Source organism: Streptomyces sp. NPDC047706 (genome assembly GCF_043204795.1).
Lineage (GTDB): Bacteria > Actinomycetota > Actinomycetes > Streptomycetales > Streptomycetaceae > Streptomyces.
This window is the reverse complement of the sequence record NZ_JBIDCW010000039.1, coordinates 24,729-49,809: the sequence shown is the minus strand read 5'-3', so window position 1 is coordinate 49,809 and position 25,081 is coordinate 24,729. Positions and strand designations below refer to the sequence as shown.

Sequence of the window (25,081 nt, the reverse complement as noted above, 5' to 3'; positions counted from 1 at the left end):
ATTGATCCAGATTTGGCACCCGCTACCCCGCGCCCACCAGCAGGTCGGCCTCCGCCTCCCGCACCGCCATGGCCCGCAACGGACCTTCCACACCGGCCAGCTCCGCGTACGGCCCGCGCTGCACCACGCGCCCCTCGTCGAGCACGATCACCTCGTCCACGGCCTCCAGCCCGGCCAGCCGGTGGGTGATGAGCAGGGTGGTACGGCCCTCGGTCGCGGCCAGCAGATCGGCGGTGAGCGCGTCGGCCGTCGGCAGGTCGAGATGCTCGGCGGGCTCGTCGAGCACAAGGACGGGGAAGTCGGCGAGCAACGCGCGGGCCAGCCCCAGCCGCTGCCGCTGCCCGCCCGACAGCTGTGCCCCGTGCTCCCCGACGAGCGTGTCGAGACCGCCGGGCAGGCCCTCGGCCCACTCCAGCAGCCGCGCCCGCCCGAGCGCGTCCCGCAACTCGTCCTCGGTCGCGTCCCGCCGGGCGAGCAGAAGGTTCTCGCGCACGGTGCTGTCGAAGAGATGCGCGTCCTGCGCGCACAGCCCGACCAGCCGCCGTACGTCGTCACCGGTCAGGGCGTAGGCGTCCACGCCGCCCAGCGTGTACGCACCGGCCTCCGCGTCCAGGAAGCGCAGCAGCACCTGGGTGAGCGTCGTCTTACCGGACCCGGATGCGCCGACCACGGCGATCCGGCGTCCCTTGTCCAGCGTCAGGTCGAGCCCGGCCAGCGCGTCCCGATCCTGCCCGGCGTGCCGGGCGGTCAGGCCCTTGACGGCGACCGGGAACGGCGACGCGGGCGCCTGCCGCGGCCGCTCCGGTTCGCGCACGGGCTCGGGCGCGTCCAGCACCTCGTAGACCCGCTCGGCGCTCCTGCGCACCCGCTGCCGGAACTGCGCGGCGAGCGGCATCGCCAGCACGGCCTCGAAGGCGGCCAGCGGGGTGAGCACGACCGCTGCCAGGGCTACGCCGCTGAGCCGGCCGTCGGCGACCGCCTGGGCGCCCACCAGGGCGGCCGCCGTCACGGTCAGGCCGCAGATCAGCGCGGTGAGCCCGTCGCCGATCGCCGTCGCGGTGGCAGCCCGCGAGGTGATCCGGGTGAGCGCGGTGTCGGCCTGCCGGGTCTCGGCGGTACGAGCGGGCAGGGCGCCGGCGACGGTCAGTTCCGCGGTGCCGGTGAGCAGGTCGGCCACGCGGGTCGCGAGCACCCCGCGGGCGGGGGCCAGCCGGCGTTCCGCGCGCCGCGCCACGGCGGCGGTGACCATCGGAACGCCCGCGCCGGCCGCGAGCAGGCCGACGGCGAGCACCGCCCCGGCCTCGGGCAGCAGCCAGCCGGTGAACCCGGCGGCGGCCGCGGAGACGGCGGCCGCGGCGGCCGCGGGCAGCAGCCACCTGAGCCAGTAGTCCTGCAGGGCGTCCACATCGGCGACGAGCCGCGACAGCAGGTCACCCCGGCGGGCCTGGCGCAGCCCGGCAGGTGCCAGGCGCTCGAGCCGGCGGTAGACGGCCACCCGGGTGTCGGCCAGCATCCGCAGTACCGCGTCGTGCGACACGAGCCGCTCGGCGTACCGGAACACGGCCCGTCCGATCCCGAAGGCACGTGTGGCGGTCACCGCCACCATCAGATACAGCACGGGCGGCTGCTGCGACGCCCGCGAGATCAGCCACCCGGAGGTGGCCATGAGCCCGACGGCACTGCCGAGGGCAAGGCTTCCCAGCAACAGGGCAAGGCCAAGGTGTCCGCGCCGGGCACCGGACAGGGCACGGACACGGGCGAGGACGCCACCGCCGCTGCCCGCCGCGGGATCGGTCCCGTCCGCCTCCCGCGGGGTATCGGGGGCCAGGTCTGTCGCGGCCGGGTCCGTGGGCTCCGACGTCCGGCCGGTGGCCGGGTCGTCGGGGGAGAGGGCCTGATCGAGCCGCGCCGCCCGTTCCGCCTCGTCCAGCCGGACCACCCGGTCCGCCACGCGCAGCAGCGCCGGCCTGTGCACGACCAGTAGCACGGTCCGCCCGGCCGCCAAGCGCCCGACCGCCTCCACGACTGCGGCCTCGGTCTCTCCGTCCAGGGCGGCCGTCGGTTCGTCGAGCAGCAGCACAGGCCGGTCCGCGAGGAAGGCCCGGGCGAGCGCGAGCCGCTGCCGCTGCCCGGCGGACAGCCCGGCCCCGCTCTCGCCGAGCAGGGTCTCGGCGCCCTGCGGAAGGGCCTCCACGAACGCGAGCGCTCCCGCGTCCCCCAGCGCCTGGCGTACGGCCGCGTCGTCCGCGTCGGGGCGGGCCAGCCGTACGTTCTCGGCGATCGTCCCGGCGAACAGGTGCGGACGCTGCGGCACCCAGGCGATCCGCGACCGCCACTGCTCCAGGTCGACCTCCGCGAGATCCACTCCCCCGATTCGCACCCGTCCCCCGGCCGGACGCACGAACCCCAGCAACGCGTTCAGCAGCGTCGACTTGCCCGCACCGCTCGGACCGACGAGCGCGACCGTCTCCCCGGGCGCGACGTCGAAAGTCACGTCGGACACGGCGTCCGTGCCCCGCCCCGGATACCGGACCGTCACGCCCTCGAAGGACAGCGACCCCGCCGGCGGGGTCCGGGACCCCGATGCCGGCACGGGAGTCTCCAGGACGGCGAAGATCTCCTCTGCGGCGGCGAGCCCCTCGGCCGCGGCGTGGTACTGCGCGCCCACCTGCCGCAGCGGCAGATACGCCTCCGGCGCGAGGATCAGGATGACCAGGCCGATGTAGAGGTCCATCTCACCGTGCACGAGCCGCATGCCGATCGTCACGGCGACCAGCGCGACCGAGATCGTGGCGAGCAGTTCCAGCGCGAACGACGACAGGAACGCGATGCGCAACGTTCGCATCGTGGCCTGCCGGTACTCGCCCGTGATCCGCTTGATCGACTCGGCCTGGACCTTGGCCCGGCCGAACACCTTGAGGGTCGGCAGTCCCGCGACGACGTCCAGGAAGTGCCCGGACAGCCGGGAGAGCAGCCGCCACTGACGGTCCATCCGGGACTGCGTGGCCCAGCCGATCAGCACCATGAAGACCGGGATCAGCGGCAGGGTGCCGACGATGATGGCGGCGGAGACCCAGTCCTCGGTGACGATCCTCGCCAGCACGGCCACCGGCACGACCACCGCGAGTCCCAGCTGCGGCAGATAGCGGGAGAAGTAGTCGTCGAGGGCATCGATCCCGCGCGTGGCGAGAGCCACCAGCGATCCCGTGCGTTGCCCGCTCAGCCAGCCGGGGCCCAGCTGCGCGGAGCGCTCCAGCAGCTGTCCCCGGAGCTCCGACTTCACCGCCGCGCCGGCGCGGTGCGCGGCGAGTTCGGTGAGCCAGGAGACCAGTGCACGGCCGAAGGCAACGGCCACCAGCAGAAGCAAGGGAGTGCGCAGTTCGGCGACGGACATCCCATGCTGGAACGCGCCGACGACCGACTCGGCGATGAGCATGGCCTGAGCGATGACAAGCCCGGCGCCGACAGCACCCAGGCCGACGACCGCCACAAGGAAGAGCCGGGTGACGCGGGCGTAGCGCAGGAGACGCGGATCGATGGGTTTCACGTGAAACATGCCCTTCAGGCCCATGGGGTGTGTTTCACGTGAAACACACCCCGGCCGGACTCAGTGTGCGGGTTCGGCGATGTGCTGCGTGCCGATCCGCTTGCGGAACACCCAGTACGTCCACGACTGGTACAGCAGGACGATCGGCGTGGCGATCCCTGCGCACCAGGTCATGATCTTCAGGGTGTACGGGCTCGACGAGGCGTTGGTGACCGTGAGGCTCCAGTCCGCATTGAGCGAGGACGGCATGACGTTCGGGAACAGCGAGAGGAAGAGCATCGCGACGGCGGCGACGATGGTGAGGCCGGAGAGCGCGAACGACCAGCCCTCACGCCCGGCCTGGTTCGCCACCAGGGCGGCGACCACCGCGCCCACCGCCACCACGAGGGCGACCAGGCTCTTGCCGTTGCCGCTCTCGGCCTGCGTCCAGAGCAGGAAGAGCAGCGCCAGCGCAGCCGCTACCATGCCGACCCCCGAGGCCAGCTTGCGGGCTCGTTCCCGGATCTCCCCGACCGTCTTGAGCGCCGTGAACACCGCGCCGTGGAAGGTGAACAGCGTCAGCGTCACCAGGCCGCCGAGCAGGGCGTGGGGATTGAGCAGATCCCCGAAGCTGCCGACGTACTCGAAGTCCTGGTCGATCTTCACGCCCCCGACGATGTTGCCGAAGGCCACGCCCCACAGGAACGCGGGAATCAACGAGCACCAGAAGATCGCGTGCTCCCAGTTGCGCTGCCAATTCTCCTCCGGGCGCTTGGCCCGGTACTCGAAGGCGACGCCCCGGATGATCAGGCAGACCAGGATGAGCAGCAGCGGCAGGTAGAAGCCCGAGAAGAGCGTCGCGTACCACTCGGGGAAGGCGGCGAACGTGGCGCCTCCGGCCGACAGCAGCCACACCTCGTTGCCGTCCCACACCGGGCCGATCGTATTGATCAGCACCCGCTTCTCGGGCCGGTTGCGGGCCAGCAGCTTCGTCAGGACACCCACCCCGAAGTCGAAGCCCTCCAGGAAGAAGTAGCCCGTCCACAGGACGGCGATCAGGACGAACCAGATGTCGTGCAGTTCCATGACTGTGCAGCTCCCTCGGCCTAGTACGAGAAGGCCATCGGCTTGTCGGCGTCACGGGCGTCGCCGCCGATCTTCGTGGGCGGGTTCAGGTCGGCCTCGGTGAGTTCGGGCGGGCCGGCCTTGACGTACTTCACGAGCAGCTTGACCTCGATCACGGCGAGGACGGCGTAGACCGTCGTCAAGACGATCATCGAGGTGATGATCTCTCCTTGGGAGACGCCGGGGGAGACGGCGTCGCGGGTCTGGAACAGGCCGTAGACGACCCACGGCTGGCGGCCCATCTCGGTGAAGATCCAGCCCCAGGAGTTGGCGATCAGCGGGAAGGCCATCGTCCAGACCGCCACCAGCCAGTACAGGCGGGTGAGCCGCGGCCGCAGAGGCTTCCTCAGCAGCACCAGATGCGGCACTTCGTCCTCCCCGGTCCGCGACGCGGCCGGCAGCAGGAACTTCTTCCGCGTGAGCCACAGCCCCAGCAGCCCGATGGAGAACGACGCCATACCGAAGCCGATCATCCAGCGGAAGCCCCAGTAGGCGACAGGGACGATGGGCCTGTAGTCCCCGGGGCCGTACTTCTCCTGAAGTGCCTTGTTGGTGTCGTTGATGCCCGGCACGTACGACTCGAAGTCGCTGTGGGCCAGGAAGGAGAGCAGCCCGGGTATCTCCAGGGCGACCTTGTTGTGGCCCTTGTCGACGTCCCCGTAGGCGAACACGGAGAAGGGCGCCGGCTCCTCGCCGTCCCACAGCGCCTCGGCAGCGGCCATCTTCATCGGCTGCTGCTCGTACATGACCTTGCCCAGAGTGTCTCCGCTGACCGCGGTGAGCAGGCCACCGACCGCCACGGTGACCAGGCCGAGCCGGAGGGAGGTCCGCATCACCGGGATGTGCTTCTTGCGCAGCAGATGGAAGGCGGCGATGCCCACCATGAAGGCGCCGCCCGTCAGGAAGGCCGCCGAGAAACTGTGGAAGACCTGGTTGAGGGTGGTGTTCTGGGTCAGCACGACCCAGATGTCGGTGAGCTCCGCCCTGCCCTTCTCCTCGTTGATCCGGTAGCCGACCGGATGCTGCATCCACGAGTTCGCGGCGAGGATGAAGTACGCCGAGAGCAGCGTGCCGATCGAGACCATCCATATGCAGGCCAGGTGGATCTTCTTCGGCAGCTTGTCCCAGCCGAAGATCCACAGGCCGATGAAGGTGGACTCGAAGAAGAAGGCGATGAGGGCCTCGAAGGCGAGGGGCGCGCCGAAGACATCTCCGACGAAGCGTGAGTAGTCGGACCAGTTCATGCCGAACTGGAACTCCTGCACGATGCCGGTGACGACACCCATGGCGATGTTGATCAGGAAGAGCTTGCCCCAGAACTTGGTCGCCCTGAGGTACTTCTCCTTCTCGGTGCGCACCCAGGCGGTCTGCAGGCCGGCCGTGAGGGCGGCGAGCGAGATCGTCAGGGGAACGAACAGGAAGTGGTAGACGGTGGTGATGCCGAACTGCCATCGCGCCAAGGTCTCCGGCGCCAAAGCCAATTCCACGTCGTTTCTCCTTACATCGCCGTGGACACTGCGGCAGTTTGCCCCTTTTGCCCTACGCAACCAAGGCAACCGAGGCGAGCTTGTGAACGCGTTCACATTCACAAGCCATTATGACGCACAGATGTCCGACATCCGAAGGGGGGTCCCCCTACCCCACGTCAACCTCTTGGCGGCAACTTCAACATATTGTTGAATTGGCGGCATGAAGACACAGCGGACGCAGATCCGCATCTCCTGGCCCTCTGGGCACCTGACCGCGACGCTCGACGACACCCTGACCACCCAGGCCCTCACCAAGGCACTGCCGCTCGCCTCCACCGCACGCACCTGGGGCGAGGAGGTCTACTTCGACACGGGCGTCGCGGTTTCACGTGAAACGGACGCCCGGCAGGTGGTCGAGCCCGGCACGGTGGCGTTCTGGACCGACGGCGACGCGCTGGCACTCCCCTACGGGCCCACGCCCATCTCCCACGGCGAAGAGTGCCGCCTCGCCGACCCGTGCAATGTCCTTGGCCGGATCGACGGCGATCCGCGCATCCTGGCGACGGTCCACGCCGGCGATCCGATCCGGGTGGAGCTCGTGGACGTCTGATTACTCAGGGTGTGTGGTTTCTGAGGTGGGTGGTGCTGCCCATGGTTCGGCTGATCGCCGGCGGCCGGGTACTCGGCGAAAGCCGGCATGCGCGCACCGCCATGCAACGCCGGCGGGGCGGGATTCAGCCAAGGTAGGGGCGACCGCCCCTGGCCGTGCCGTCGCGATCGCCCCCTTGCGTCAGAGGTTCTTGAGGAAGCCTTCCGTCACCTTCAGGAAGATGTCGTTGCCCTCGGGTTCCCCGATCGTCACGCGCACGCCCTCACCGGGGAACGGCCGCACGATCACGCCCGCCTGCTCGCACGCCGCCGCGAAGGCGACCGTGTGCTCACCCAGCGGCAGCCACACGAAGTTGGCCTGGGTCTCGGGTGCCGCCCAGCCCTGGTCGCGCAACCCCTCGACCACGCGGTTGCGCTCACACACCAGCGACCCGACCCGGCCGAGCAGTTCGTCCTCGGCACGCAGAGAAGCGATCGCCGCCTCCTGCGCGAGCCGGCTCACCCCGAACGGGACCGCCGTCTTGCGCAGCGCGGCGGCCACCGGTTCATGCGCGATGGCGAACCCGACGCGCAGTCCGGCCAGGCCGTACGCCTTGGAAAACGTCCGCAGGACACAGACGTTGGGCCGCTCCCGGTACAGCTCACAACCGTCCGGCACCTCTGGGTCGCGGATGAACTCGCGGTACGCCTCGTCCAGCACGACCAGCACGTCACCCGGCACCCGGTCCAGGAAGCGCTCCAGCTCGGCCCGCCGTACGACCGTGCCGGTGGGGTTGTTGGGGTTGCAGACGAAGATCAGCCGGGTCCGGTCCGTGATGGCGTCCGCCATCGCGTCCAGGTCGTGCACGGCCCCCGGGGTCAGCGGCACCTGAACGGACGCCGCACCGCTGATCTGCGTGATGATCGGGTATGCCTCGAAGGAGCGCCAGGCGTAGATCACCTCGTCGCCGGGCCCGCTGGTGGCCTGCACGAGCTGCTGGGCGACACCGACGGAGCCGGTACCGGTGGCCAGGTGGGAGGCGGGGACCCCGAAACGGTCGGACAGTTCGTTGACCAGGTCCGTGCAGAACATGTCCGGGTAGCGGTTGAAGGACGAGGCGGCGGCCGTCACACGCTCCATCACGCCGGGCAGCGGCGGATAGGGGTTCTCGTTGGAGGACAGCTTGTATGCCACCGGGCCGTCGGCCGCGGCCGGCCGCCCCGGCTTGTAGGTGGGAATCCCCTCCAGCTCGGCGCGCAGCTTGGGGCTCGTCTCGCTCACCGCAGTCCTCCTCGCGACCACCGGCGGCCCCTGACTGCCGCCGGCTTCCAATGCTTCTCACCTTATGAGGATTCGGCGCGGCTGCGAATGGGTGAGTCCGCACCACATCCGCACCACATACGCACCACACATGTCCCACCGGCATCAGGGGCATCGCCGCATGAAGGCGTACGAATCAGGGGGCGCGCCGCACATATATCTACGCGCCGGTGGCTCACGCCCTGGCGCGCATCGCCCGGTCAGGTGAGTTGAGACCTCTTCGAAACATCGAGGTCTTGGCAGGCCGGTGCGCGCCGACAAGTCACGTACCTCAATGAGTGAGGCCAACTCCCTTACATTTAAAGGCATTTAATGCCCTCTGGCCTTGCAGAAACGTGCCTGTCAACGGGTGCATATGCGTCCGCCCTACCCCACCGCATGAGCCCTACTATCGGCTCGCCATGACAGCAGCAGGGAAGCACCAGGTGAGCCGCGCGGAAACCTCTCGTCGAGGCAGTCGGCCGGGCCGGGCGGGCATCAGAGACGTGGCCGCCGCCGCCGGAGTCTCCATCACGACCGTCTCCGACGCCCTCAACGGCAAGGGGCGGCTCCCGGACGCCACCCGGCGCCATGTCCGCGAGGTCGCCGACCGGCTGGGGTACCGCCCCTCGGCCGCGGCCCGAACCCTCCGTACCGGCAAATCCGGACTGATCGGTCTGACGGTGACGACGTACGGGGATGAACCTTTCACCTTCACGGAGTTCGCGTACTTCGCCGAGATGGCACGCGCCGCCACCTCGGCCGCGCTCGCCCGCGGCTACGCTCTGGTCATCCTGCCCGCGACCTCCCGTCACGACGTCTGGTCCAACGTCGCCCTCGATGGCACCGTTGTCATCGACCCCTCCGACCAGGACCCGGTCGTCAGCGAACTGGTCAGGCAGGGTTTACCTGTCGTCTCCGACGGCCGCCCGGCCGGCTCGCTCCCGGTCACGGCCTGGGTCGACAACGACCACGAGGCCGCGGTGCTCGGCATCCTCGACCACCTCGCCGAGGCCGGCGCCCGCCGGATCGGCCTGCTGACCGGTACCACCACGGACACGTACACCCACCTGTCCACCACGGCGTACCTGCGCTGGTGCGAGCGTGTCGGGCAGGACCCCGTGTACGAGGCGTACCCCGCGCACGACCCCTGCGCGGGCGCCGTCGCCGCCGATCGCCTGCTCGCCCGGCCCGACCGGCCGGACGCCGTCTACGGCCTGTTCGACCCGAACGGCACCGACCTGCTCGCCGCCGCCCGCCGCTACGGTTTGCGCGTACCCGACGATCTGCTGCTCGTGTGCTGCAGCGAGTCCACCGTGTACGCCAACACCGAGCCGCCCATCACCACGCTCTCCCTGAAGCCGCGCCGGATCGGCACGGCCGTGGTCCAGCTGCTCATCGACGCCATCGAAGGTGCCGATTCGGACCAGCCGGTCGAGCAGGTCATACCGACAGAGCTGATCGTGCGCACCTCGTCGCAGCGGCGTTCCCCGCGCACCACCGTCAGCCCGCCGCGTACGCCCGAGGGGGGCTAGCGCACCACGCCGGGGTGACGGCGAACGGTCACCGGGCAAGGTAAAGCCCGGCCCAAACGGGGCGAAAGCCGCGATGATCCTGCGTCCTGTTCCGATTCACCACCCCTGGGTCATCACACGGCGCGATCCGCATTCCTATGATGGGCCCACGACACCGCGGGCCGCTGCGACCAGGCAGTCCGATGGGGTGCAGATGCGGCGCGATGGTGGAGGGGTCGATGACTCAGGGGGCCGGTCAGGGACCCGAGGTGGAGCGGACGGCAACGCTGCGTGACTTCCGGGTGCCCGCTTACGTCCACGAGACCGGCCCGTACGTCCACGGCACGCACCCCGGTGAGGTCACGAGCCCCGTCGCCGATCCGGTGGACCATCCGGAGGCGTACACGCCCACGGAGCGCGACCTGCCCGTCATCAACCGAGGTGACACGGTGCAGGTGACGGTCGATCCGTCAGCCCTGCCGGAGCAGCAGCCGCAGTCCACCAACGGTCCCGGACCTCTGTACGTCGTCGGCGACGTACACGGCTATTTCGACGAGTTGCTGGCCGCCCTCCGGGCCAAGGGCCTCATCGACGACGCCGGCCAGTGGTGCGCGGGCACCGCGCGACTGTGGTTCCTGGGCGACTTCACCGACCGCGGCCCCGACGGCATCGGCGTGATCGACCTCGTGATGCGGCTGTCCGCCGAGGCCGCCGCGGCCGGAGGCTACTGCAAGGCCTTGATGGGAAACCACGAGCTGCTGCTGCTCGGCGCCAAGCGGTTCGGCGACACGCCTGTCAACTCCGGCGCGGGCACTGCCACCTTCCAGGCGGCCTGGCTGCTCAACGGCGGCCAGAAGACCGACATGGACCGCCTCCAGGACCACCATCTGCAGTGGATGGCCCGCCTGGACGCGCTCACCGAAACCGACGGTCACCTGCTCGTCCACTCGGACACCACCGCGTACCTCGACTACGGCGACTCCATCGAGGCCGTCAACGACAACGTCCGCGAGGCCCTCACCCGTAACGACGCGGACGAGGTCTGGGACCTGTTCCGCAAGTTCACCAAACGCTTCTCCTTCCGCGACGAGGGCGGCGCCGACGCCGTTCGCTCACTGCTCGATACGTACGGCGGTACCCGCATCGTTCACGGCCACAGCCCCATTCCCTATCTGCTCGGCGAGGTCGGCTCCGAAGACGGCGAGGACAGCACCGGTCCGGTGGTCGACGGGCCGCACGTGTATGCCGACGGCCTCGCCATCGCGATGGACGGCGGCGTGACCATGGCCGGAAAGCTGCTGGTCCAGCAACTGCCGCTGGATAACTGAGCTTTCCCTGGGCAGGCGTACCCGGACGGCGGGCCGGCGCACCACCGCGCGGGCCAGGTGCCAATTTCTGGAAACCCCCTGTCACGGCGCACCGTCACCGCTCTACCATCGCCTTATCCGTAGCAGGCTCCCCTCCGTTTCTGCCCGACGGCTCGTCAGCGTGCGAGCCCCAAGCCCTACGGAGCATCGGGGGATGCACATGAACAGCGTTCCGCAGCACCTGTTGAGCGAGGACCGCCAGGATTACGAGCGGCTCCTCGACGAGGCGCTGCGCTCCGCACACCACCGGCCCGAACTGGCTGCAGTGGGACAGCGGCTCAACCCGGAACAGCTGCGCACCATGGCGCTCAACGCCACCGCACTCATCACGGCGGCCGCGGCGACCGAGTACCAGCATTACGTGAAGGTCCGCGAGGAACTGCGCCGCCCGGCGCCGTCCACCCCGGCGGCCACCCGCGAATCCGGCTCCAGCGAGCCGGGCACGGGTGGCGTGGGGCTCGCCACCACCATGGGAGAGGCCGCCGCCGAGACCGTCGGCGCGGGCGCCGTGGCCGTCATCGCGGTCCTGGCACCCGTCCTGGCCGGAACGGCCGCGGCGATCTTCCTGCTCGTCGGCTACACCCTGAAGATGCTCGACCCCGAGCCGGGCATCGCTCAAACAATGGTCACCACCGGGTGGGTGTTCGGCGCCGTGACCGCGGTCGCCATCCTGCTCGCCGCCGTCGGCCTGTTGATCACCGCTCTGAGCAACAGGCCGACGCTGAATTCCGGACCGTACGACGAACTCAGCCAAGAGGTGGCAGGCGCCAGGGAGGCCTGGCGCCGGGCTTTGCTGGAGAACGGCATCCTGCCGTTCCTCCGGGAGGCCCTCACCACCCCTGATCCGGCCGCGCTGCGGCGTGCGGCCCCGACGATCCCGACCAGTCGGATGCCGCACCTGGGCTACGACCGTCCGGGCTTCACCAGTCCCGGTGACGGCCCGTCGGGCTCACGCCCGAGCTTCACGAGCCCGGACTACTCCAGCCCGGACTTCGGAGGCCCGGACCACAAGCCGGAATGACCTCCGGCTTGCGCCCCCGTGGTGCGCAAGCCGGAGGTCCGGCGCCGGCGTGCTGTCGGGTGCGGGCTGGACCGAGACGATGACGGGGCCGCAGGCCAGCGCCCCCGTCCCATCGGCCGGGTCAGTCCGCGATCGGCAGATACACCCGGTTGCCTGCCGCCGCGAACTCCTTCGACTTCTCGGCCATGCCCTGCTCGATCTCCGCCTGCGTGCCGCCGTGTTCACGGCGGATGTCCTGGGAGATCTTCATCGAGCAGAACTTCGGTCCGCACATCGAGCAGAAGTGTGCCGTCTTGGCGGGCTCGGCCGGGAGGGTCTCGTCATGGAACTCACGGGCTGTGTCCGGGTCGAGGGCGAGGTTGAACTGGTCCTCCCAGCGGAACTCGAAGCGGGCGTCGGACAGCGCGTCGTCCCATTCCTGCGCACCCGGGTGCCCCTTGGCGAGATCGGCCGCGTGGGCCGCGATCTTGTAGGTGATGACGCCGGTCTTGACGTCGTCACGGTTGGGCAGGCCCAGGTGTTCCTTGGGCGTGACGTAGCAGAGCATGGCCGTGCCCCACCAGGCGATCATCGCGGCGCCGATACCCGAAGTGATGTGGTCGTACGCCGGCGCGATGTCCGTCGTCAGCGGGCCGAGGGTATAGAACGGAGCTTCATCGCAGATCTCCTGCTGAAGGTCGATGTTCTCCTTGATCTTGTGCATCGGGACATGTCCCGGGCCTTCGATCATGGTCTGTACGTGGAAACGCTTCGCGATCCGGTTGAGTTCCCCGAGAGTGCGCAGTTCCGCGAACTGCGCCGCGTCGTTGGCGTCCGCGATCGAGCCGGGCCTCAGGCCGTCGCCGAGCGAGTACGTGACGTCGTAGGCGGCGAGGATCTCGCACAGTTCCTGGAAGTTCTCGTACAGGAACGATTCCTTGTGGTGGGCCAGGCACCACGCCGCCATGATCGAGCCGCCGCGCGAGACGATCCCGGTCTTGCGGTTCGCCGTCAGCGGCACATACGCCAGACGCACGCCCGCGTGGACCGTCATGTAGTCCACGCCCTGCTCGGCCTGCTCGATGACCGTGTCCTTGTAGATCTCCCAGGTCAGCGCCTCGGCCCGGCCGTCGACCTTCTCCAGAGCCTGGTAGAGCGGCACCGTGCCGATGGGGACGGGGGAGTTGCGCAGCACCCACTCGCGCGTGGTGTGGATGTTGCGGCCCGTGGACAGGTCCATGACCGTGTCGGCGCCCCAACGGGTCGCCCAGGTCATCTTCTCGACCTCCTCCTCGATGGAGGACGTGACCGCCGAGTTGCCGATGTTGGCGTTGACCTTCACCAGGAACCGCTTGCCGATGATCATCGGCTCGATCTCCGGGTGGTTCACGTTCGCGGGCAGAACGGCCCGCCCCTCAGCGATCTCCTCACGCACGACCTCGGGCGAGACGTTCTCCCGGATGGCCACGTACTCCATCTCGGGCGTGATCTCCCCCCGTCGTGCATACGCGAGCTGCGTGACCGCCTGACCGTCCCGGCTGCGACGCGGCAGGCGCGGGCGGCCCGGGAAAACAGCGTCGAGGTTGCGCAGCCCGCCACGCGGCGACGTGTGCTTGATCCCGTCGTCCTCGGGACGGACGGGACGGCCCGCGTACTCCTCGGTGTCGCCGCGGGAGATGATCCAGTTCTCCCGCAGCGGTGACAGACCGCGGCGGACGTCGGTTTCGACGAGTGGATCGGTGTACGGGCCTGATGTGTCGTACAGCGTGACCGACTGCCCGTTGGTGAGGTGCACCTGACGGACCGGCACATGCAGGTCGGGGCGGGAGCCCTCGACGTACGCCTTGTGCCAGCCGATGGACTTCCCGGCCTCCCCGTTGATCGCGTCCTCGGTCGCGTTCTGGGTGGAGGCAGGCGTGCGTGCGTCCTTGTTGGCCATGAGACCGATCTCCCTACGCCGGCATTACCCGGTAACAGGTTCGGCGGTCGACGCAGCGGTTTCCGTCTGTCGGCGTTTCATGGGAAACATCACTCGTGCCGAGTCACGTTCCACGTGAAACATCGCGAAGACGGAGGTCAGCGCCCTCTCAGCCCGGTGCTCCGAGCTCCCGCGTTTACAAAGGTGCCCCCACGCTAGCGTCAATTCGGGCGCGGTGAACAGAGGGCCCCAGCCGTTCTTGCGATGATCGGTCGGTGACCTCGAATCAGCAGCCCCCGTTCCCGCCGCAGGAACCGCCGCGCGGAACCGGCTCCGGCACGGGGTCGGAACGCGGCTCAGATGTGGTCGGGGGTGGCACCGCTCCGGGCAGGGGGCCCGATATGGGCCGAGGTGCGCCTGGGGCGGGGCGGGGGGACGCTTCTGGCGGTGGCCGGGGCGGTGCCGCCCCTGGCATGGGGCAAGGGAATACTCCGGGTCGTGGCCGGGGTGGTCCTTTCGGCATGGGTGTAGGTGGCATCGGCGTGAGTGACATGGGCGTGGGTGGCGGATCCGGCTCGGGTCCGCGTGAGCGGGCTGACTTCGGACCGGGCTTCGGGCCGGGGGGCGGGCCTGGCGACCGGTCGGGCTACGGGCCGGGGGGCGGGCCTGGCGACCCGTCGGGCTACGGTGCGGGAGAGGGGTCACGGTTCGGCTCGGGTGGCGGACCCGGCTTCGACTCGCCTGGTGGGTCGGGCCTGGCGTCGGGTGGCGAACCCCGCTTCGGCTCAGGAGGGGCTCCCGGCTCGGGTTCGGATGGCGGGTCGGGCTTCGGGCAGGATGGATCCGCCTCCGGAGTGGGCTCGGGTGGCCGGCGCGAGCACGGGGCCGGTGCCGGGGGCGTGCCCGGGCAGGGCCCCGGTACCGGGGACGGACTGGAGCGTGCTGCTGCCGCGGATGGTGGCCGGGGCCACGGGTTTGGAGAGGCCGGTGGCTACGGCCACGGCGGTGGTTCTGACCAGGGCAGTGGACAGGACTGGGGCAGTGATCAGGGCCAGGGCAGTGGACAGGACTGGGGCAGTGATCAGGGCCAGGGCAGTGGACAGGACTGGGGCAGTGATCAGAGCCAGGGCAATGGACAGGGCTGGGGCAGTGATCAGAGCCAGGGCAATGGACAGGGCTGGGGCAGTGATCAGAGCCAGGGCAATGGACAGGGCTGGGGCGGTGGGCACGGCCACGGTGAGGGTCGCGGCCACTCCGGGCCGGGTGGAGACCGATCACACGGCCTTGGGCCCGGCGGCGGCCAACAAGGTTCGGGCAGCGGACAGGGGCCCGGCAGTGGCCAAGGACGCGGCCACGGGCACGACGACGGCCCGGGACACGGCTCCGGCGGTGGACAGGGTCACGGCCACTCGCACAGCCACGCCCACGGCCCCGCGGCCCCCGTATCCATGCACCTGCGCAAGGTCATCGCGGCGGTACTCATTCCTTTCGCCGCCGCTGTCGTGGTCGGCCTCGCCGTTCTGTGGCCCGGCGGTGCTCCGCCGCACGAGCGCACGGGCGTCGGCTTCGACCGGCAGACCCAGCAAGCCACGGTCACCAAGATCGAGGAGCTGCCCTGCGACCGCGTCAACGGCTCGGCGAACACACCGAACGGTGACACGTCCACCGCCGAGGGCTCCTCGGCCCAGCAGCAAGCGGTCGGCACCTGCAAACGCGCGACGATCCGGATCGACACCGGCGAGGACAAGGGCCGCACCTTCACCGAGATCGTGCAGCCCGACCAGTCACGGCAGTTGCACGAGGACGAGAAGGTCGTGGTCGCCTACGAGCCCTCCGCGCCCGAGGACCTGCAGTACTCGGTCACGGACGTGAACCGCCGCCTCCCGATGACAGTCCTCGCCGGCATCTTCGCCCTGGCGGTCGTGGCCGTCGGACGGTTGCGCGGTGTCATGGCGCTGATCGCGCTGGCCATCAGCTTCCTGGTGCTCAACTTCTTCATCCTGCCCGCGATTCTCCAGGGCTCGAACCCCCTCGTCGTGGCGGTGGTAGGGGCGAGCGCCATCATGCTGATCGCGCTGTATCTGTGCCACGGCCTCTCGGCCCGAACATCCGTGGCCGTGCTCGGCACACTGATCTCGCTCGTGCTGATCGGCATCCTCGGTCTGGTGTTCATCGACTGGGCGGCGCTCACGGGCAACACGGACGACAACACCGGGCTCATCCACGGCCTGTACCCGTCGATCGACATGAGCGGCCTGCTGCTGGCCGGCGTCATCATCGGTTCGCTCGGCGTCCTGGACGACGTGACGGTGACCCAGACCTCGGCGGTCTGGGAGCTGCACGAGGCCAACCCGACGATGGGCTGGCGCGGGCTGTACCGGGCGGGCATCCGCATCGGCCGCGACCACATCGCGTCCGTCGTCAACACCCTGGTCCTCGCCTACGCGGGCGCCGCACTGCCGCTGCTCCTGCTCTTCTCCATCGCTCAGAGCAGCGTAGGCACGGTTGCCAACAGCGAACTGGTCGCCGAGGAGATCGTGCGCACCCTGGTCGGCTCGATCGGCCTGGTGGCCTCGGTGCCGGTCACCACGGCGCTCGCGGCCCTGGTGGTGTCGGCAGACCGGCCCGGCCAGGCGCCGGGCGCAGCGTCGGCCGCCGCCGGTGGCGGCGAGGCTCTGGTTCCGGCCCGCACAGGAAGGGGGCGGCGGCGCAAGCGTTGAGCGCCTTCGGTGCAGCCATCCACGGCACCGCTTCACGCCCCGAACCCCGCCTTCACGACCGGTATCCGCGCTTCACGCCCAGTGTCCCGGCTTCACGACGGTGTCCGCGCTTCACGCCCCGTATCCCCGCCTCACGACCCCGGCTTCACGACCCGTACCCGGGAGTCCCTCCGGCCCATCGCCCTCCGGACACCCGGCATAAGCGTCCCTGCCCGGCGGGTCCACAGCCGTAGCCGCAACTACCGCGTGTCCCCCAGCCGCCTGCAAGCCGGCCGACCATCCCGGCCGCCGCAAGCCACAGCCCCGGTCTCAGCCACACGTAGCCTCACACAGCTACACGAAGCCTCACACAACCGCACATCCTCAGCTGGCCACACCGACCCCCCTCACCTCAGGCGAAGCGTTACACCACGCTCTCCCACCGGGCGGCTCACCCCGCGCTCTGCTCCTCCGCCAGAATCCGGTCCAGCGCCTCGTCGAGATGCGCGTCGAAGTCGGCGAGAGATCCCTCCTGGCCCAGCGGCACGAGCTTGTCCGTGCGGTCCAGGAAGGCGACCAGCGGGGCCGTGGAGGAACGGAACAACGCCTGGTCGCTGCCCACCTGAAGCCGGATCAGCACATCGCCCAGCGACTCGGGTTCGACCGGTGAGACCCGCACATCACCCTCCCCGCACGGCCGCCCGACCCCGTCGATCAGCAACTCCCGGCCGAAGGCCCAGGTCACCGGGGCATCCCCGGGCAGATGAAAGGTCAGCCGCACGGCGTAGGGATCGCACGTCTCGTAGCGCAGCTCCACAGGGATGCGGAAGGAGAGCTCCTCCGAAACGAGAAAGCTCATCATGACCTCTGCCTGTACGGACTCGCGCATCGCCTACCCCGTCACTTGCCGTTCGATTGGCCGGGAATGAAACCTCTGATACCTGGTGGCATCTTGCTGAAAGTACACACCAGATCACAAGGAGTGAGTTTTCAGATACTGATAGAGATCGCGAGTGACCCGAGCGCACGGCCCACCTCGCTCTGCAACTGCCGTACCGCGGGCAGCAGTCGGTCCGCCTGATTACTGGGAAGGGAGATGGCCATCGTTCCGGCCATGTCACCCACAGTGATCGGAATCGCGGCGCACACCGTCCCCAGCGCGTACTCCTGGCGTTCGGTCACCGGTTCCATCCGGCTCGTGCGTTCGAGTCGTTGCAGCAGGGTTGGGCCGTCGCGGACGGTGTAAGGGGTGATCGACTGCACGGGATGGCGAGCGAGATGGTCCCGGCGGATGTTCTCGTTCAGCTGGGACAGCAGGCACTGGCCGATGGCGTGCGCGTGGCCGGTCTCGCGGAAGTCGGCCCACTCCTCCACCGCCGGGTTGCCGGGGGTGTCGGAGACACACATGATCTCGATCTCGCCGTCGCGGTAGATCGCGTAGTAGACGGGCACCCCGATGGAATCCCGCCAGCGGGCCATGGTGTCGGTGACCGTGCTGCGACGTTTCTGCGCAGCTCCGCTGCTGCTCAGCCTCTCGGCCGCCTCACCGAGGAAGAACAGCCCTCTCTCCCGGCGCAGATAGTCCTCGTGCGCCAGAGTGCGCAGCAGGTGGTACGTCGTGGGGAGTGCCAGACCGGTCTCGCGGGCCAGCTGCTTGGCGGGGGCGCCGTACTCGTGCGCGGCGACGGCCTCCAGCAGGCGGATGGCGCGCTGCACGGAGCCGATGAGGGTGGCGTTGTGCTGGGACGTGGGGGGTGAGCAGGGGTCTGCGGGTGCGGTGTCTGCCGTGGCCAAGGGTCACTCCCGAAGCGCGAGGGGGGGGGGGCAGCCCGTGCAGGGGTAACACGGGAGGGGGTGTACGCGTTGTACGCCGCTCGCGGGGCACTCCCCGCGTCGAGTTCCGGACTCTATTGGCCTGCCACCGCTCGCAGACTCTTCGCCCGGGAAACTTCCCTCCCCCGAGGGAACCGGCAGTTCTTGCTACCGGTTCCCGTCACCCACTCCTCTTACCAGTCGCCACGCGAGGAGGAGCCTGCCGTGAACTTCCTCACGACGTAGATGAGTCCGCCGACCAGTGCGACGAAGACCAGCAGCTTGAACAGCAGTCCGATCACGAAGCCCACGACGCTGGCGATCACACCGCCGAACACGACCAGAGCGATGACCGGCACCGCGATCCACTTCACCCACCACGGCAGACCCGCGAAGATCTCTCGCATCGCTCTTGTCCCTCTTTCTGCCCGTCGGCCGCATGGCTCCCACTGAGCCCTGCGGTCCCGCCGGGTCCTTTGGTGTCCTGCCTCGATGCTATGGCCGGCAGGATGCCGGACGGGGGCCTCGCAGCCCTTGTCCTCCCCTGACCGATCCCCTAGGGAATCCGGTGTCGCGGGAGCCGGAAACCCCTGCCGCGCACGTCGGTTCGAGGCCCACGGTCAGGTCTCGGGCGGGGCGAAGACCACGACTACCCGCAGGTCCTCGCTGATGTGGTGGAACTTGTGTGCCACTCCGGCCGGGACGTACACCACACTGCCCCGGGCCACCTCGGTGGTCTCCAGACCGACGGTGATCGCTGCACGGCCGCTGACGACGAAGTACACCTCGTCCTGGTTGTGCGGTTTCTGCGGGTCGTGCTCGCCCGCGTTGAGCGCGTACAGACCAACCGACATGTTCCGCTCGCGCAGGAACTGGAGGTAGGCACCGTCGTTGGCGGCGCGCTCCGCCTCCAGTTCGTCCAGCCGGAATGCCTTCATCGCTTCGTCGCCCTCACACCCGTACTCGTATCCGATCTCGTCTGCCACGATCAGACACATGATGAATTTTGTAGTCAAGACGATTGCCAACGCGGCCGCCCTGGCGGTCGCCGTGTGGCTGCTCGACAAGATCACCCTGACCGGGGACAGCACCGGGAAGAAGGTCGGCACGCTGCTCGTGGTCGCGCTGATCTTCGGCCTGGTGAACGTTCTGGTCAAGCCGGTCGTTAACCTGCTGAGCCTGCCGCTCCTCATCCTCACGCTCGGCCTGTTCACCCTGATCGTCAACGCCCTGATGCTGTTGCTGACCTCATGGCTCGCCGACAAGCTGGACCTGAGCTTCCATGTCGAGGGCTTCTGGACGGCCGTCCTGGGCGGCCTGATCGTCTCGATCGTCTCCTGGGCTCTCAACGTCATCCTGCCCGACCGGGACTGAGCACATGACCTACCGCATCTGCTTCGTCTGCACCGGCAACATCTGCCGTTCCCCGATGGCCAAGTCCGTCTTCCGCGCGCGGTTGGCGGAGGCCGGGCTGGACGGGCTCGTCGAGGTCGACAGCGCCGGTACGGGCGGCTGGCACGAGGGTGAGCCGGCGGACCCACGCACCGTGGCCGTGCTGGAGGCACACGACTACGACGGTGCGCACGTCGCCCGGCAGTTCCAGCCGTCGTGGTTCTCCCGGCTCGATGTCGTGATCGCACTCGACACCGGCCATCTGAAGGCGCTGCGCCGCCTCGCGCCCACCGAGCAGGAGGCGGCGAAGGTGCGTCTGCTGCGTTCCTACGACCCCGCCGCCGGCGACGATCTCGACGTCCCCGACCCCTACTACGGTGCAGGGGAGGGCTTCGAGGAGGTCCTTGAGATGGTGGAGGCGGCGAACACGGGCCTGCTCGCCGCGGTTCGCGAGCACGTGGAAGGAAGGGCGGCATGAGCGATTCGGCAGGCGGCACGGGAGCGGGACGGACCTTCGGAGAGGGCACGCGCGCGGTGCGGGCAGGGCTGCCCGAGCCGGTGAAGCACGAGCCGACCCTGCCGGGCCCCGTGTTCGCCGCCCACTTCCATCTGCCGGGCGACCCGACGGGAGGCTACGCCTACGGCCGGGACGAGAACCCGACGTGGACGCACCTGGAGCGGGCGATCGGCGAGCTGGAGGCGCCCGGCACGGACGGCGCCGAGACACTCGTGTTCGCCTCCGGGATGGCCGCCATCTCCTCGGTGCTCTTCTCGCAGCTGCGCGCGGGTGACACGGTCGTACTGCCCAGCGACGGCTACCAGGTGCTGCCGCTGGTGCGACAGCAGCTGGAGGCCTACGGCATCGAGGTGCGTACCGCGCCCACCGGCGCGGACGCCCAGCTCGGCGTCCTCGACGGGGCGAAGCTGCTGTGGATCGAGACCCCCTCGAACCCCGGGCTCGACGTGTGCGACGTCCGGCGCCTTGCTGACGCGGCACACGCGCGTGGTGCCCTGGTCGCCGTCGACAACACGCTCGCCACACCACTCGGGCAGCGCCCCCTCGAGCTGGGCGCGGACTTCTCCGTGGCCAGTGGCACCAAGCAGCTCACGGGGCACGGCGACACACTCCTGGGCTACGTCGTCGGCCGCGACGCCGAGGCCATGGCCTCCGTACGCCGCTGGCGCAAGATCGTCGGCGCGATCCCGGGACCGATGGAGGCCTGGCTCGCGCATCGCTCGATCGCCACGCTCCAGCTGCGCGTCGAGCGGCAGAACGCCGGTGCCCTGGCGGTGGCCGAGGCATTGCGGGACTGGCCCGAGGACCTCGGTGTGCGCTACCCGGGGCTGATGAGCGACCCGTCTTACAAGATCGCCTCGGAGCAGATGCACCGCTACGGGTGCGTCGTGTCGTTCACGCTGCCCACGCGCGCGCGTGCGGATCGTTTCCTGGACGCGCTGCGGCTCGTCGACGATGCGACCAGCTTCGGCGGGGTGCGCTCCACCGCAGAGCGCCGGGGGCGCTGGGGAGGGGATGCGGTACCGGAGGGCTTCATCCGGCTTTCGGTCGGTGCCGAGGACTCCGATGACCTCGTCGCGGATGTGCTGCGCGCACTGGCCGAGTCCGCGCCGTGACCGCTTTCCGGACACTCTGCGGAGGTCCGCCTACGTAGACCGGACGGTCCGAGCCTCCCCCCTCGTGGCTCGGACCGTCCGCGGTCCCGTGGCCAAGAACCGCGTGACCAAGGCTAGTTGACTGCCTGTCAGTGTCCAATCACAGTAGCGACAGAGACCTATCGACTTATTTATAGTTGGGCCCTGCTTCAGGGCTGGGAGCAGGGCACGGAAGGGGTGGGCGCGCCATGGATCTGGCCTTGCTGCGCACGTTCGTGACCGTGCACCGGGCCGGCTCCTTCACCCGTGCCGCCGCCCTCCTGGGTCTTTCCCAGCCGGCCGTCACCTCCCAGATACGAACGCTCGAACGGCAGCTGGGCCGCCCCCTCTTCCTGCGGCAGGCGCGCGGCGTGACGCCGACGACCACCGGCGACGAGCTCGCGCACAAGGCCGCTCCGCATCTGGATGCGCTGGTCGAGATCGCCGAGAGCGGCCTCGACGACGAATCCTCACTCCGTACGTTGCATCTGGCCGGTCCTGCGGAGTTCACCGCCGAGCGGGCCCTGCCCGCGCTCGTGGAACTGACCGGCGAGGACGGCCAGGGGTTCGCCCTGCGCGCCTCCTTCGGCAACGCGGAGGAGACGCTGGAGGGGCTGGCCGCGGGGCATCATGATCTGGCCATCAGCACCGCCCGGCCGCGCGGCGCCCTGCTCACGGCGACTCCGCTCTGCGACGAGGAACACGTCCTGCTCGCCGCCCCGCGCTGGGCGAAGGAGATCGACGCCGGGATCCTGCGCCGCACGGGCGCACCCGCCCTGGAGAACCTCCCCGTGGTCGAGGTGCACGAGTCGCTGCCGTTCGTGGCCCGCTACTGGGCCTCCGTCTTCGACTCCCGTCCCGCCGCGTCAGCCACCGTGATCGTCCCTGATCTGCGCGCCGTCCTGGCCTGCGCGGCCGCGGGGGCAGGGCTTGCGGTGCTGCCCCGCTATCTGTGTGCCCGTGCCCTGAAGCGCGGCGATGTGGTCGCGCTGCACGAACCGGCTGTGCCGCCCCTGCGCACGTACTTCCTGGTCGTGCGCACCGGAACCCTGGCCATGCCGCACATTGCGCGGGCGCATGAATGGCTTCAGCGGGCAGCTGCCGACTGGTGCTGAGGGGTGCTGAGGGGTGCTTCACCCGCCTACCGCGGTCGTGCGATTGACCGGTGTCGGCAGGGACGCCGAGCATCTTCACTCATCGGGTCCGCAAGGTGACAATCCGCGATGTTTCACGTGGAACATCGCGGGCCACATTTCTCCCATGACCGTCCGACCCGTGGTCAAGCGCACCGCCCGCGCCGTTCTCCTGGACGGTGACGACCTGATCCTGATCAAGCGCACCAAGCCGGGCGTCGATCCCTACTGGGTCACTCCCGGCGGCGGGGTCGAACCGGGTGACCCAACCGTCATCCACGCCCTGCACCGCGAGGTGTATGAGGAACTGGGCGCCAAGATCACCGATGTCGTGCCTTGTTTCGTCGACACCGTCGAACACATCGGCGAGGACGGCGGCGCCACCGGGGTGAAGGTGCAGCACTTCTTCGTCTGCCGGCTCGAATCCATGGATCCGTCCCTGCGGCACGGTCCCGAGGTCGAAGAGCCCTCGGGCGAGTACGAGATCGTGAGAGTCCCGTTCACCCGCGTCGGCATCGCCTCCGTGCACCTGGTGCCGCTGTCCCTACGGCACTACCTCGACGGAAACATCGAGGGCGTACGCGCCATGCACGCCCCCGACCTGGGCTGAGCGGCCCCTGATCGGTGCTCGGCGGGTACTGCCGTCTTCCCTCCTGGCGCGGCGGTCAGCTTCCGGTGACGACGAGTTCCTCAACGGAGTCGTGCCGTATGCGCTCCAACGGAATGCCCACGTCCCTCAAGGCGTCCACGCCGCTGCGGATCATGCCGGGCGGGCCGGAGAGATAGGCGTCGTATTCGTCCCAGGGGCCGTACTGCCGTACGGCGTCGGGGAGCTGGATGTGCGACTGCTGGTCGATGATCGCGCGTACGGAGAGCCACGGGTGTGCCTGCTGGAGCCTGAGCATCGTGTCGATGTCGTACAGGTCGTGGTCGGTGCGGGCGCCGTAGAACACCTCGACCGGACGCCGCTCGCCGTGCTCGGCGACGTCTTCGACCAAGGCCTTGATCGGCGCGATGCCGGTGCCGCCGCCCAGGCAGAGCAGCCCGCTGTCGGTGGTGTGGTCCACGGTCATCGAACCGGCCGGCGGGCCGAGGCGGATGACGTCGCCGGGCCGGGCGCGGTGGACCAGGGCGCTGGAGACCCAGCCCGCCGGGACCGCCTTCACATGGAAGCTGAGCAGGCCGTCGGACCGGGGTGACGAGGCGAAGGAGTAGTGGCGCCAGACGCGCGGCCACCACGGTGTCTCCAAGCTTGTGTACTGCCCCGCCAGAAAGGGATAGGGCTGGTCCGGGCGGACGGTGACGACCGCGACATCGGGCGTCCTGAGGTCGTGCGCGACGACCTCCGCGTGCCACCAGGCCGGGGAGCGCAACTCGTCCGAGGCTGCCGCGTCGATCATGATCTGGGAGATCGTGGTGTACGTCCGTATCCAGGCCGCCTCCGTCTCGTCGTTCCAGACGGACTCGGCATACCGGCTCAGCGCGCCGAGCAGACACTCGCCAACGGCCGGATAATGCTCGGCCCGCGTGCCGTACTTGCGGTGTCCACGGCCGAGGTTCTGCAGGTAGGGGACGAGCACATCGGTGTTGTCGATGTGCTCTGCCGCGGTGAGCAAGGCCTTGAGCAGGCGGTCCCGCTGGGCGTCCATCGCGGCGGGGAAGAGGGGCCGAAGATCCGGGTGGCGCACGAAGAGCAGTGCGTAGAAGTACGAGGTGACCTTGTCGGCGACGGGGGCCACCGTCGACATGGTGCGCCGGACGAGGAGGGCGTCCGGGGAAGCACCGTCCTGCGCCACAGCGGTGGCCGGCTCGGCGTGCGGCGCCGGGCTGGGAGGTGCGGGCTGCTCGGCGAGGAGACCACCGGGTGGGGCGTCCGTGTGCGAAGCCGGGGTGGGGTGGCCGGGCGTGGGTGAGGCCGAGGCGGGGCGACTCGCGTGCGGGGCCGGAGCCGCAACGGGTGCCTGCACTTGCGCGGCGCGGCTCGACCGCTCCGTGTGCAGATCCGCAGAGGACTCGGCCTGTGGGGCCGGAGCCGTGAATGACGTGCCGCCGGTGGTGAAGAGGGACCTCTCTGCGTGGTCCGCGTTGTCTGCCGGGGCGTGGCGCTGGGCGGGCACACGGTGCGGGACAGGCGGTGCCTCGGTGGTGGCTGTTCCGCGCTGGTCGTAGGGGCGCGCTTCGGTGCGGGTCGAGGGCGGCGCGGGTGTGGACGCGGCCGCCTGGCCTATTCGCCCGTGGTCAGTCGCGAAGGCGGGGACACCGCTCCGCGTGTCGTGAGCCTGTGACACGGCCACGCCCCCCGTGGGGCCTGCCTGCGGGGCTTGCGCTTCTTCGGGCGGCTGTGGCTCGTACGCTCGTGCGTGCGGCTCAGAGGGCCGTGCTCCGGTCGGAGCGCCCGAGGTCGCCCCCGGCTCGCGCATCCATGAGGACGTCCCCGTACCGCGTGTCGGTGGTCCCGGCTCGGTGTCCGGCACATGACCGGTGGCTGGGCCCCCGGAAGCCGGGGTGCTCTGACCGCCGGCGGCCGGATCCGGTGCGTGCGGCCGGGAGAGTGCCTCCGTGACGTACGGCCGGGCAAGCGGCACGTC

Annotated in this window: 20 protein-coding genes and 1 riboswitch; of the genes, 10 read left to right on the top strand and 10 right to left on the bottom strand. The window is 69.6% G+C overall.

Going from position 1 to position 25,081, the window contains the following annotated elements; genetic code table 11:
* Positions 1–22 precede the first annotated feature (22 nt).
* The 3 genes from cydD to ACGF8A_RS32660 are packed head-to-tail and all read right to left on the bottom strand — an operon-like array spanning position 23 to position 6,138.
* The gene (gene cydD / locus ACGF8A_RS32670) at positions 23–3,556 is read right to left on the bottom strand and encodes a thiol reductant ABC exporter subunit CydD (protein WP_393114067.1); all 3,534 of its coding nucleotides are present in this window, start codon (positions 3,554–3,556) and stop codon (positions 23–25) included.
* 51 nt (positions 3,557–3,607) lie between these two features.
* Positions 3,608–4,612, bottom strand: coding sequence for a cytochrome d ubiquinol oxidase subunit II (cydB, locus tag ACGF8A_RS32665; RefSeq protein ID WP_393114065.1), 1,005 nt, complete (start codon positions 4,610–4,612; stop codon positions 3,608–3,610).
* A gap of 20 nt (positions 4,613–4,632) precedes the next feature.
* Positions 4,633–6,138: a cytochrome ubiquinol oxidase subunit I gene (locus ACGF8A_RS32660; RefSeq protein WP_393114063.1), complete on the bottom strand. Its 1,506-nt coding sequence runs from the start codon at positions 6,136–6,138 to the stop codon at positions 4,633–4,635.
* A gap of 202 nt (positions 6,139–6,340) precedes the next feature.
* Here ACGF8A_RS32660 and ACGF8A_RS32655 point away from each other — a divergent pair, with 202 nt between their 5' ends.
* The gene (locus ACGF8A_RS32655) at positions 6,341–6,730 is read left to right on the top strand and encodes a cyclophilin-like fold protein (protein WP_393114061.1); all 390 of its coding nucleotides are present in this window, start codon (positions 6,341–6,343) and stop codon (positions 6,728–6,730) included.
* A gap of 180 nt (positions 6,731–6,910) precedes the next feature.
* Here ACGF8A_RS32655 and hisC read toward each other — a convergent pair whose 3' ends face one another.
* Positions 6,911–7,990, bottom strand: a complete 1,080-nt coding sequence (gene hisC / locus ACGF8A_RS32650) for a histidinol-phosphate transaminase (RefSeq protein ID WP_393114059.1) — start codon at positions 7,988–7,990, stop codon at positions 6,911–6,913.
* 440 nt (positions 7,991–8,430) lie between these two features.
* Between hisC and ACGF8A_RS32645 the strand changes: the two genes are divergently transcribed.
* The 3 genes from ACGF8A_RS32645 to ACGF8A_RS32635 all read left to right on the top strand — a co-directional run bounded on the left by ACGF8A_RS32645 (position 8,431) and on the right by ACGF8A_RS32635 (position 11,910).
* A complete protein-coding gene (locus ACGF8A_RS32645; RefSeq protein ID WP_393114057.1) occupies positions 8,431–9,543 on the top strand; it encodes a LacI family DNA-binding transcriptional regulator in 1,113 nt (370 codons plus the stop codon).
* A 203-nt stretch (positions 9,544–9,746) separates the two neighbouring features.
* The gene (locus ACGF8A_RS32640; protein ID WP_393114055.1) at positions 9,747–10,850 is read left to right on the top strand and encodes a metallophosphoesterase; all 1,104 of its coding nucleotides are present in this window, start codon (positions 9,747–9,749) and stop codon (positions 10,848–10,850) included.
* Between the two features lie 193 nt (positions 10,851–11,043).
* Positions 11,044–11,910: a hypothetical protein gene (locus ACGF8A_RS32635; RefSeq protein WP_393114053.1), complete on the top strand. Its 867-nt coding sequence runs from the start codon at positions 11,044–11,046 to the stop codon at positions 11,908–11,910.
* A 121-nt stretch (positions 11,911–12,031) separates the two neighbouring features.
* Here ACGF8A_RS32635 and thiC read toward each other — a convergent pair whose 3' ends face one another.
* Entirely contained in the window at positions 12,032–13,828 is a 1,797-nt protein-coding gene (thiC, locus tag ACGF8A_RS32630; protein WP_393114051.1) for a phosphomethylpyrimidine synthase ThiC, read from the bottom strand.
* Positions 13,822–14,011: riboswitch (TPP riboswitch) on the bottom strand. Its footprint overlaps the gene before it by 7 nt.
* A 1,244-nt stretch (positions 14,012–15,255) precedes the next feature.
* Between thiC and ACGF8A_RS32625 the strand changes: the two genes are divergently transcribed.
* Positions 15,256–16,527, top strand: coding sequence for a YibE/F family protein (locus tag ACGF8A_RS32625; protein WP_393114049.1), 1,272 nt, complete (start codon positions 15,256–15,258; stop codon positions 16,525–16,527).
* 430 nt (positions 16,528–16,957) lie between these two features.
* Here ACGF8A_RS32625 and ACGF8A_RS32620 read toward each other — a convergent pair whose 3' ends face one another.
* From ACGF8A_RS32620 to ACGF8A_RS32605, 4 genes are all read right to left on the bottom strand, one after another.
* Positions 16,958–17,395: an SsgA family sporulation/cell division regulator gene (locus ACGF8A_RS32620; protein ID WP_218516680.1), complete on the bottom strand. Its 438-nt coding sequence runs from the start codon at positions 17,393–17,395 to the stop codon at positions 16,958–16,960.
* Positions 17,396–17,496: 101 nt separating this feature from the next.
* Positions 17,497–18,222, bottom strand: coding sequence for an IclR family transcriptional regulator (locus tag ACGF8A_RS32615; RefSeq protein WP_393114085.1), 726 nt, complete (start codon positions 18,220–18,222; stop codon positions 17,497–17,499).
* Positions 18,223–18,512: 290 nt separating this feature from the next.
* Positions 18,513–18,725, bottom strand: coding sequence for a DUF5326 family protein (locus ACGF8A_RS32610; protein WP_393114046.1), 213 nt, complete (start codon positions 18,723–18,725; stop codon positions 18,513–18,515).
* 213 nt (positions 18,726–18,938) lie between these two features.
* Entirely contained in the window at positions 18,939–19,256 is a 318-nt protein-coding gene (locus tag ACGF8A_RS32605; protein WP_393114082.1) for a cupin domain-containing protein, read from the bottom strand.
* Between the two features lie 58 nt (positions 19,257–19,314).
* On the opposite strand from ACGF8A_RS32605, the gene ACGF8A_RS32600 reads away from it, so the two are divergent.
* From ACGF8A_RS32600 to ACGF8A_RS32580, 5 genes are all read left to right on the top strand, one after another.
* Positions 19,315–19,692 (top strand): phage holin family protein, encoded by a 378-nt coding sequence (locus ACGF8A_RS32600; RefSeq protein ID WP_393114044.1) that lies wholly within the window; start codon positions 19,315–19,317, stop codon positions 19,690–19,692.
* 4 nt (positions 19,693–19,696) lie between these two features.
* On the top strand, positions 19,697–20,188 hold the full coding sequence (locus ACGF8A_RS32595) for a low molecular weight protein-tyrosine-phosphatase (protein ID WP_393114042.1): 492 nt from the start codon (positions 19,697–19,699) through the stop codon (positions 20,186–20,188).
* Complete coding sequence (locus tag ACGF8A_RS32590; protein WP_393114039.1) at positions 20,185–21,342, top strand: cystathionine gamma-lyase; 1,158 nt, start codon at positions 20,185–20,187, stop codon at positions 21,340–21,342. The genes ACGF8A_RS32595 and ACGF8A_RS32590 overlap by 4 nt, the downstream gene beginning before the upstream one ends.
* A 227-nt stretch (positions 21,343–21,569) precedes the next feature.
* Complete coding sequence (locus ACGF8A_RS32585) at positions 21,570–22,475, top strand: LysR family transcriptional regulator (RefSeq protein WP_393114037.1); 906 nt, start codon at positions 21,570–21,572, stop codon at positions 22,473–22,475.
* A gap of 145 nt (positions 22,476–22,620) precedes the next feature.
* Positions 22,621–23,103, top strand: coding sequence for an NUDIX domain-containing protein (locus ACGF8A_RS32580; RefSeq protein ID WP_393114034.1), 483 nt, complete (start codon positions 22,621–22,623; stop codon positions 23,101–23,103).
* 55 nt (positions 23,104–23,158) lie between these two features.
* Here ACGF8A_RS32580 and ACGF8A_RS32575 read toward each other — a convergent pair whose 3' ends face one another.
* The gene (locus ACGF8A_RS32575) at positions 23,159–24,721 is read right to left on the bottom strand and encodes a globin domain-containing protein (protein WP_393114080.1); all 1,563 of its coding nucleotides are present in this window, start codon (positions 24,719–24,721) and stop codon (positions 23,159–23,161) included.
* Between the last annotated feature and the right edge of the window lie 360 nt (positions 24,722–25,081).

Excerpts from the sequence above, each read along its gene's own strand:
- cydD (WP_393114067.1), bottom strand. The coding sequence starts at position 3,556 with ATGTTTCACGTGAAACCCATCGATCCGCGTCTCCTGCGCTACGCCCGC.
- cydB (WP_393114065.1), bottom strand. The coding sequence starts at position 4,612 with ATGGAACTGCACGACATCTGGTTCGTCCTGATCGCCGTCCTGTGGACG.
- ACGF8A_RS32655 (WP_393114061.1), top strand. The coding sequence starts at position 6,341 with ATGAAGACACAGCGGACGCAGATCCGCATCTCCTGGCCCTCTGGGCAC.
- ACGF8A_RS32645 (WP_393114057.1), top strand. The coding sequence starts at position 8,431 with ATGACAGCAGCAGGGAAGCACCAGGTGAGCCGCGCGGAAACCTCTCGT.
- ACGF8A_RS32640 (WP_393114055.1), top strand. The coding sequence starts at position 9,747 with ATGGTGGAGGGGTCGATGACTCAGGGGGCCGGTCAGGGACCCGAGGTG.
- ACGF8A_RS32635 (WP_393114053.1), top strand. The coding sequence starts at position 11,044 with ATGCACATGAACAGCGTTCCGCAGCACCTGTTGAGCGAGGACCGCCAG.
- thiC (WP_393114051.1), bottom strand. The coding sequence starts at position 13,828 with ATGGCCAACAAGGACGCACGCACGCCTGCCTCCACCCAGAACGCGACC.
- ACGF8A_RS32625 (WP_393114049.1), top strand. The coding sequence starts at position 15,256 with ATGCACCTGCGCAAGGTCATCGCGGCGGTACTCATTCCTTTCGCCGCC.
- ACGF8A_RS32620 (WP_218516680.1), bottom strand. The coding sequence starts at position 17,395 with ATGCGCGAGTCCGTACAGGCAGAGGTCATGATGAGCTTTCTCGTTTCG.
- ACGF8A_RS32610 (WP_393114046.1), bottom strand. The coding sequence starts at position 18,725 with ATGCGAGAGATCTTCGCGGGTCTGCCGTGGTGGGTGAAGTGGATCGCG.
- ACGF8A_RS32605 (WP_393114082.1), bottom strand. The coding sequence starts at position 19,256 with ATGAAGGCATTCCGGCTGGACGAACTGGAGGCGGAGCGCGCCGCCAAC.
- ACGF8A_RS32600 (WP_393114044.1), top strand. The coding sequence starts at position 19,315 with ATGATGAATTTTGTAGTCAAGACGATTGCCAACGCGGCCGCCCTGGCG.
- ACGF8A_RS32595 (WP_393114042.1), top strand. The coding sequence starts at position 19,697 with ATGACCTACCGCATCTGCTTCGTCTGCACCGGCAACATCTGCCGTTCC.
- ACGF8A_RS32590 (WP_393114039.1), top strand. The coding sequence starts at position 20,185 with ATGAGCGATTCGGCAGGCGGCACGGGAGCGGGACGGACCTTCGGAGAG.
- ACGF8A_RS32585 (WP_393114037.1), top strand. The coding sequence starts at position 21,570 with ATGGATCTGGCCTTGCTGCGCACGTTCGTGACCGTGCACCGGGCCGGC.
- ACGF8A_RS32580 (WP_393114034.1), top strand. The coding sequence starts at position 22,621 with ATGACCGTCCGACCCGTGGTCAAGCGCACCGCCCGCGCCGTTCTCCTG.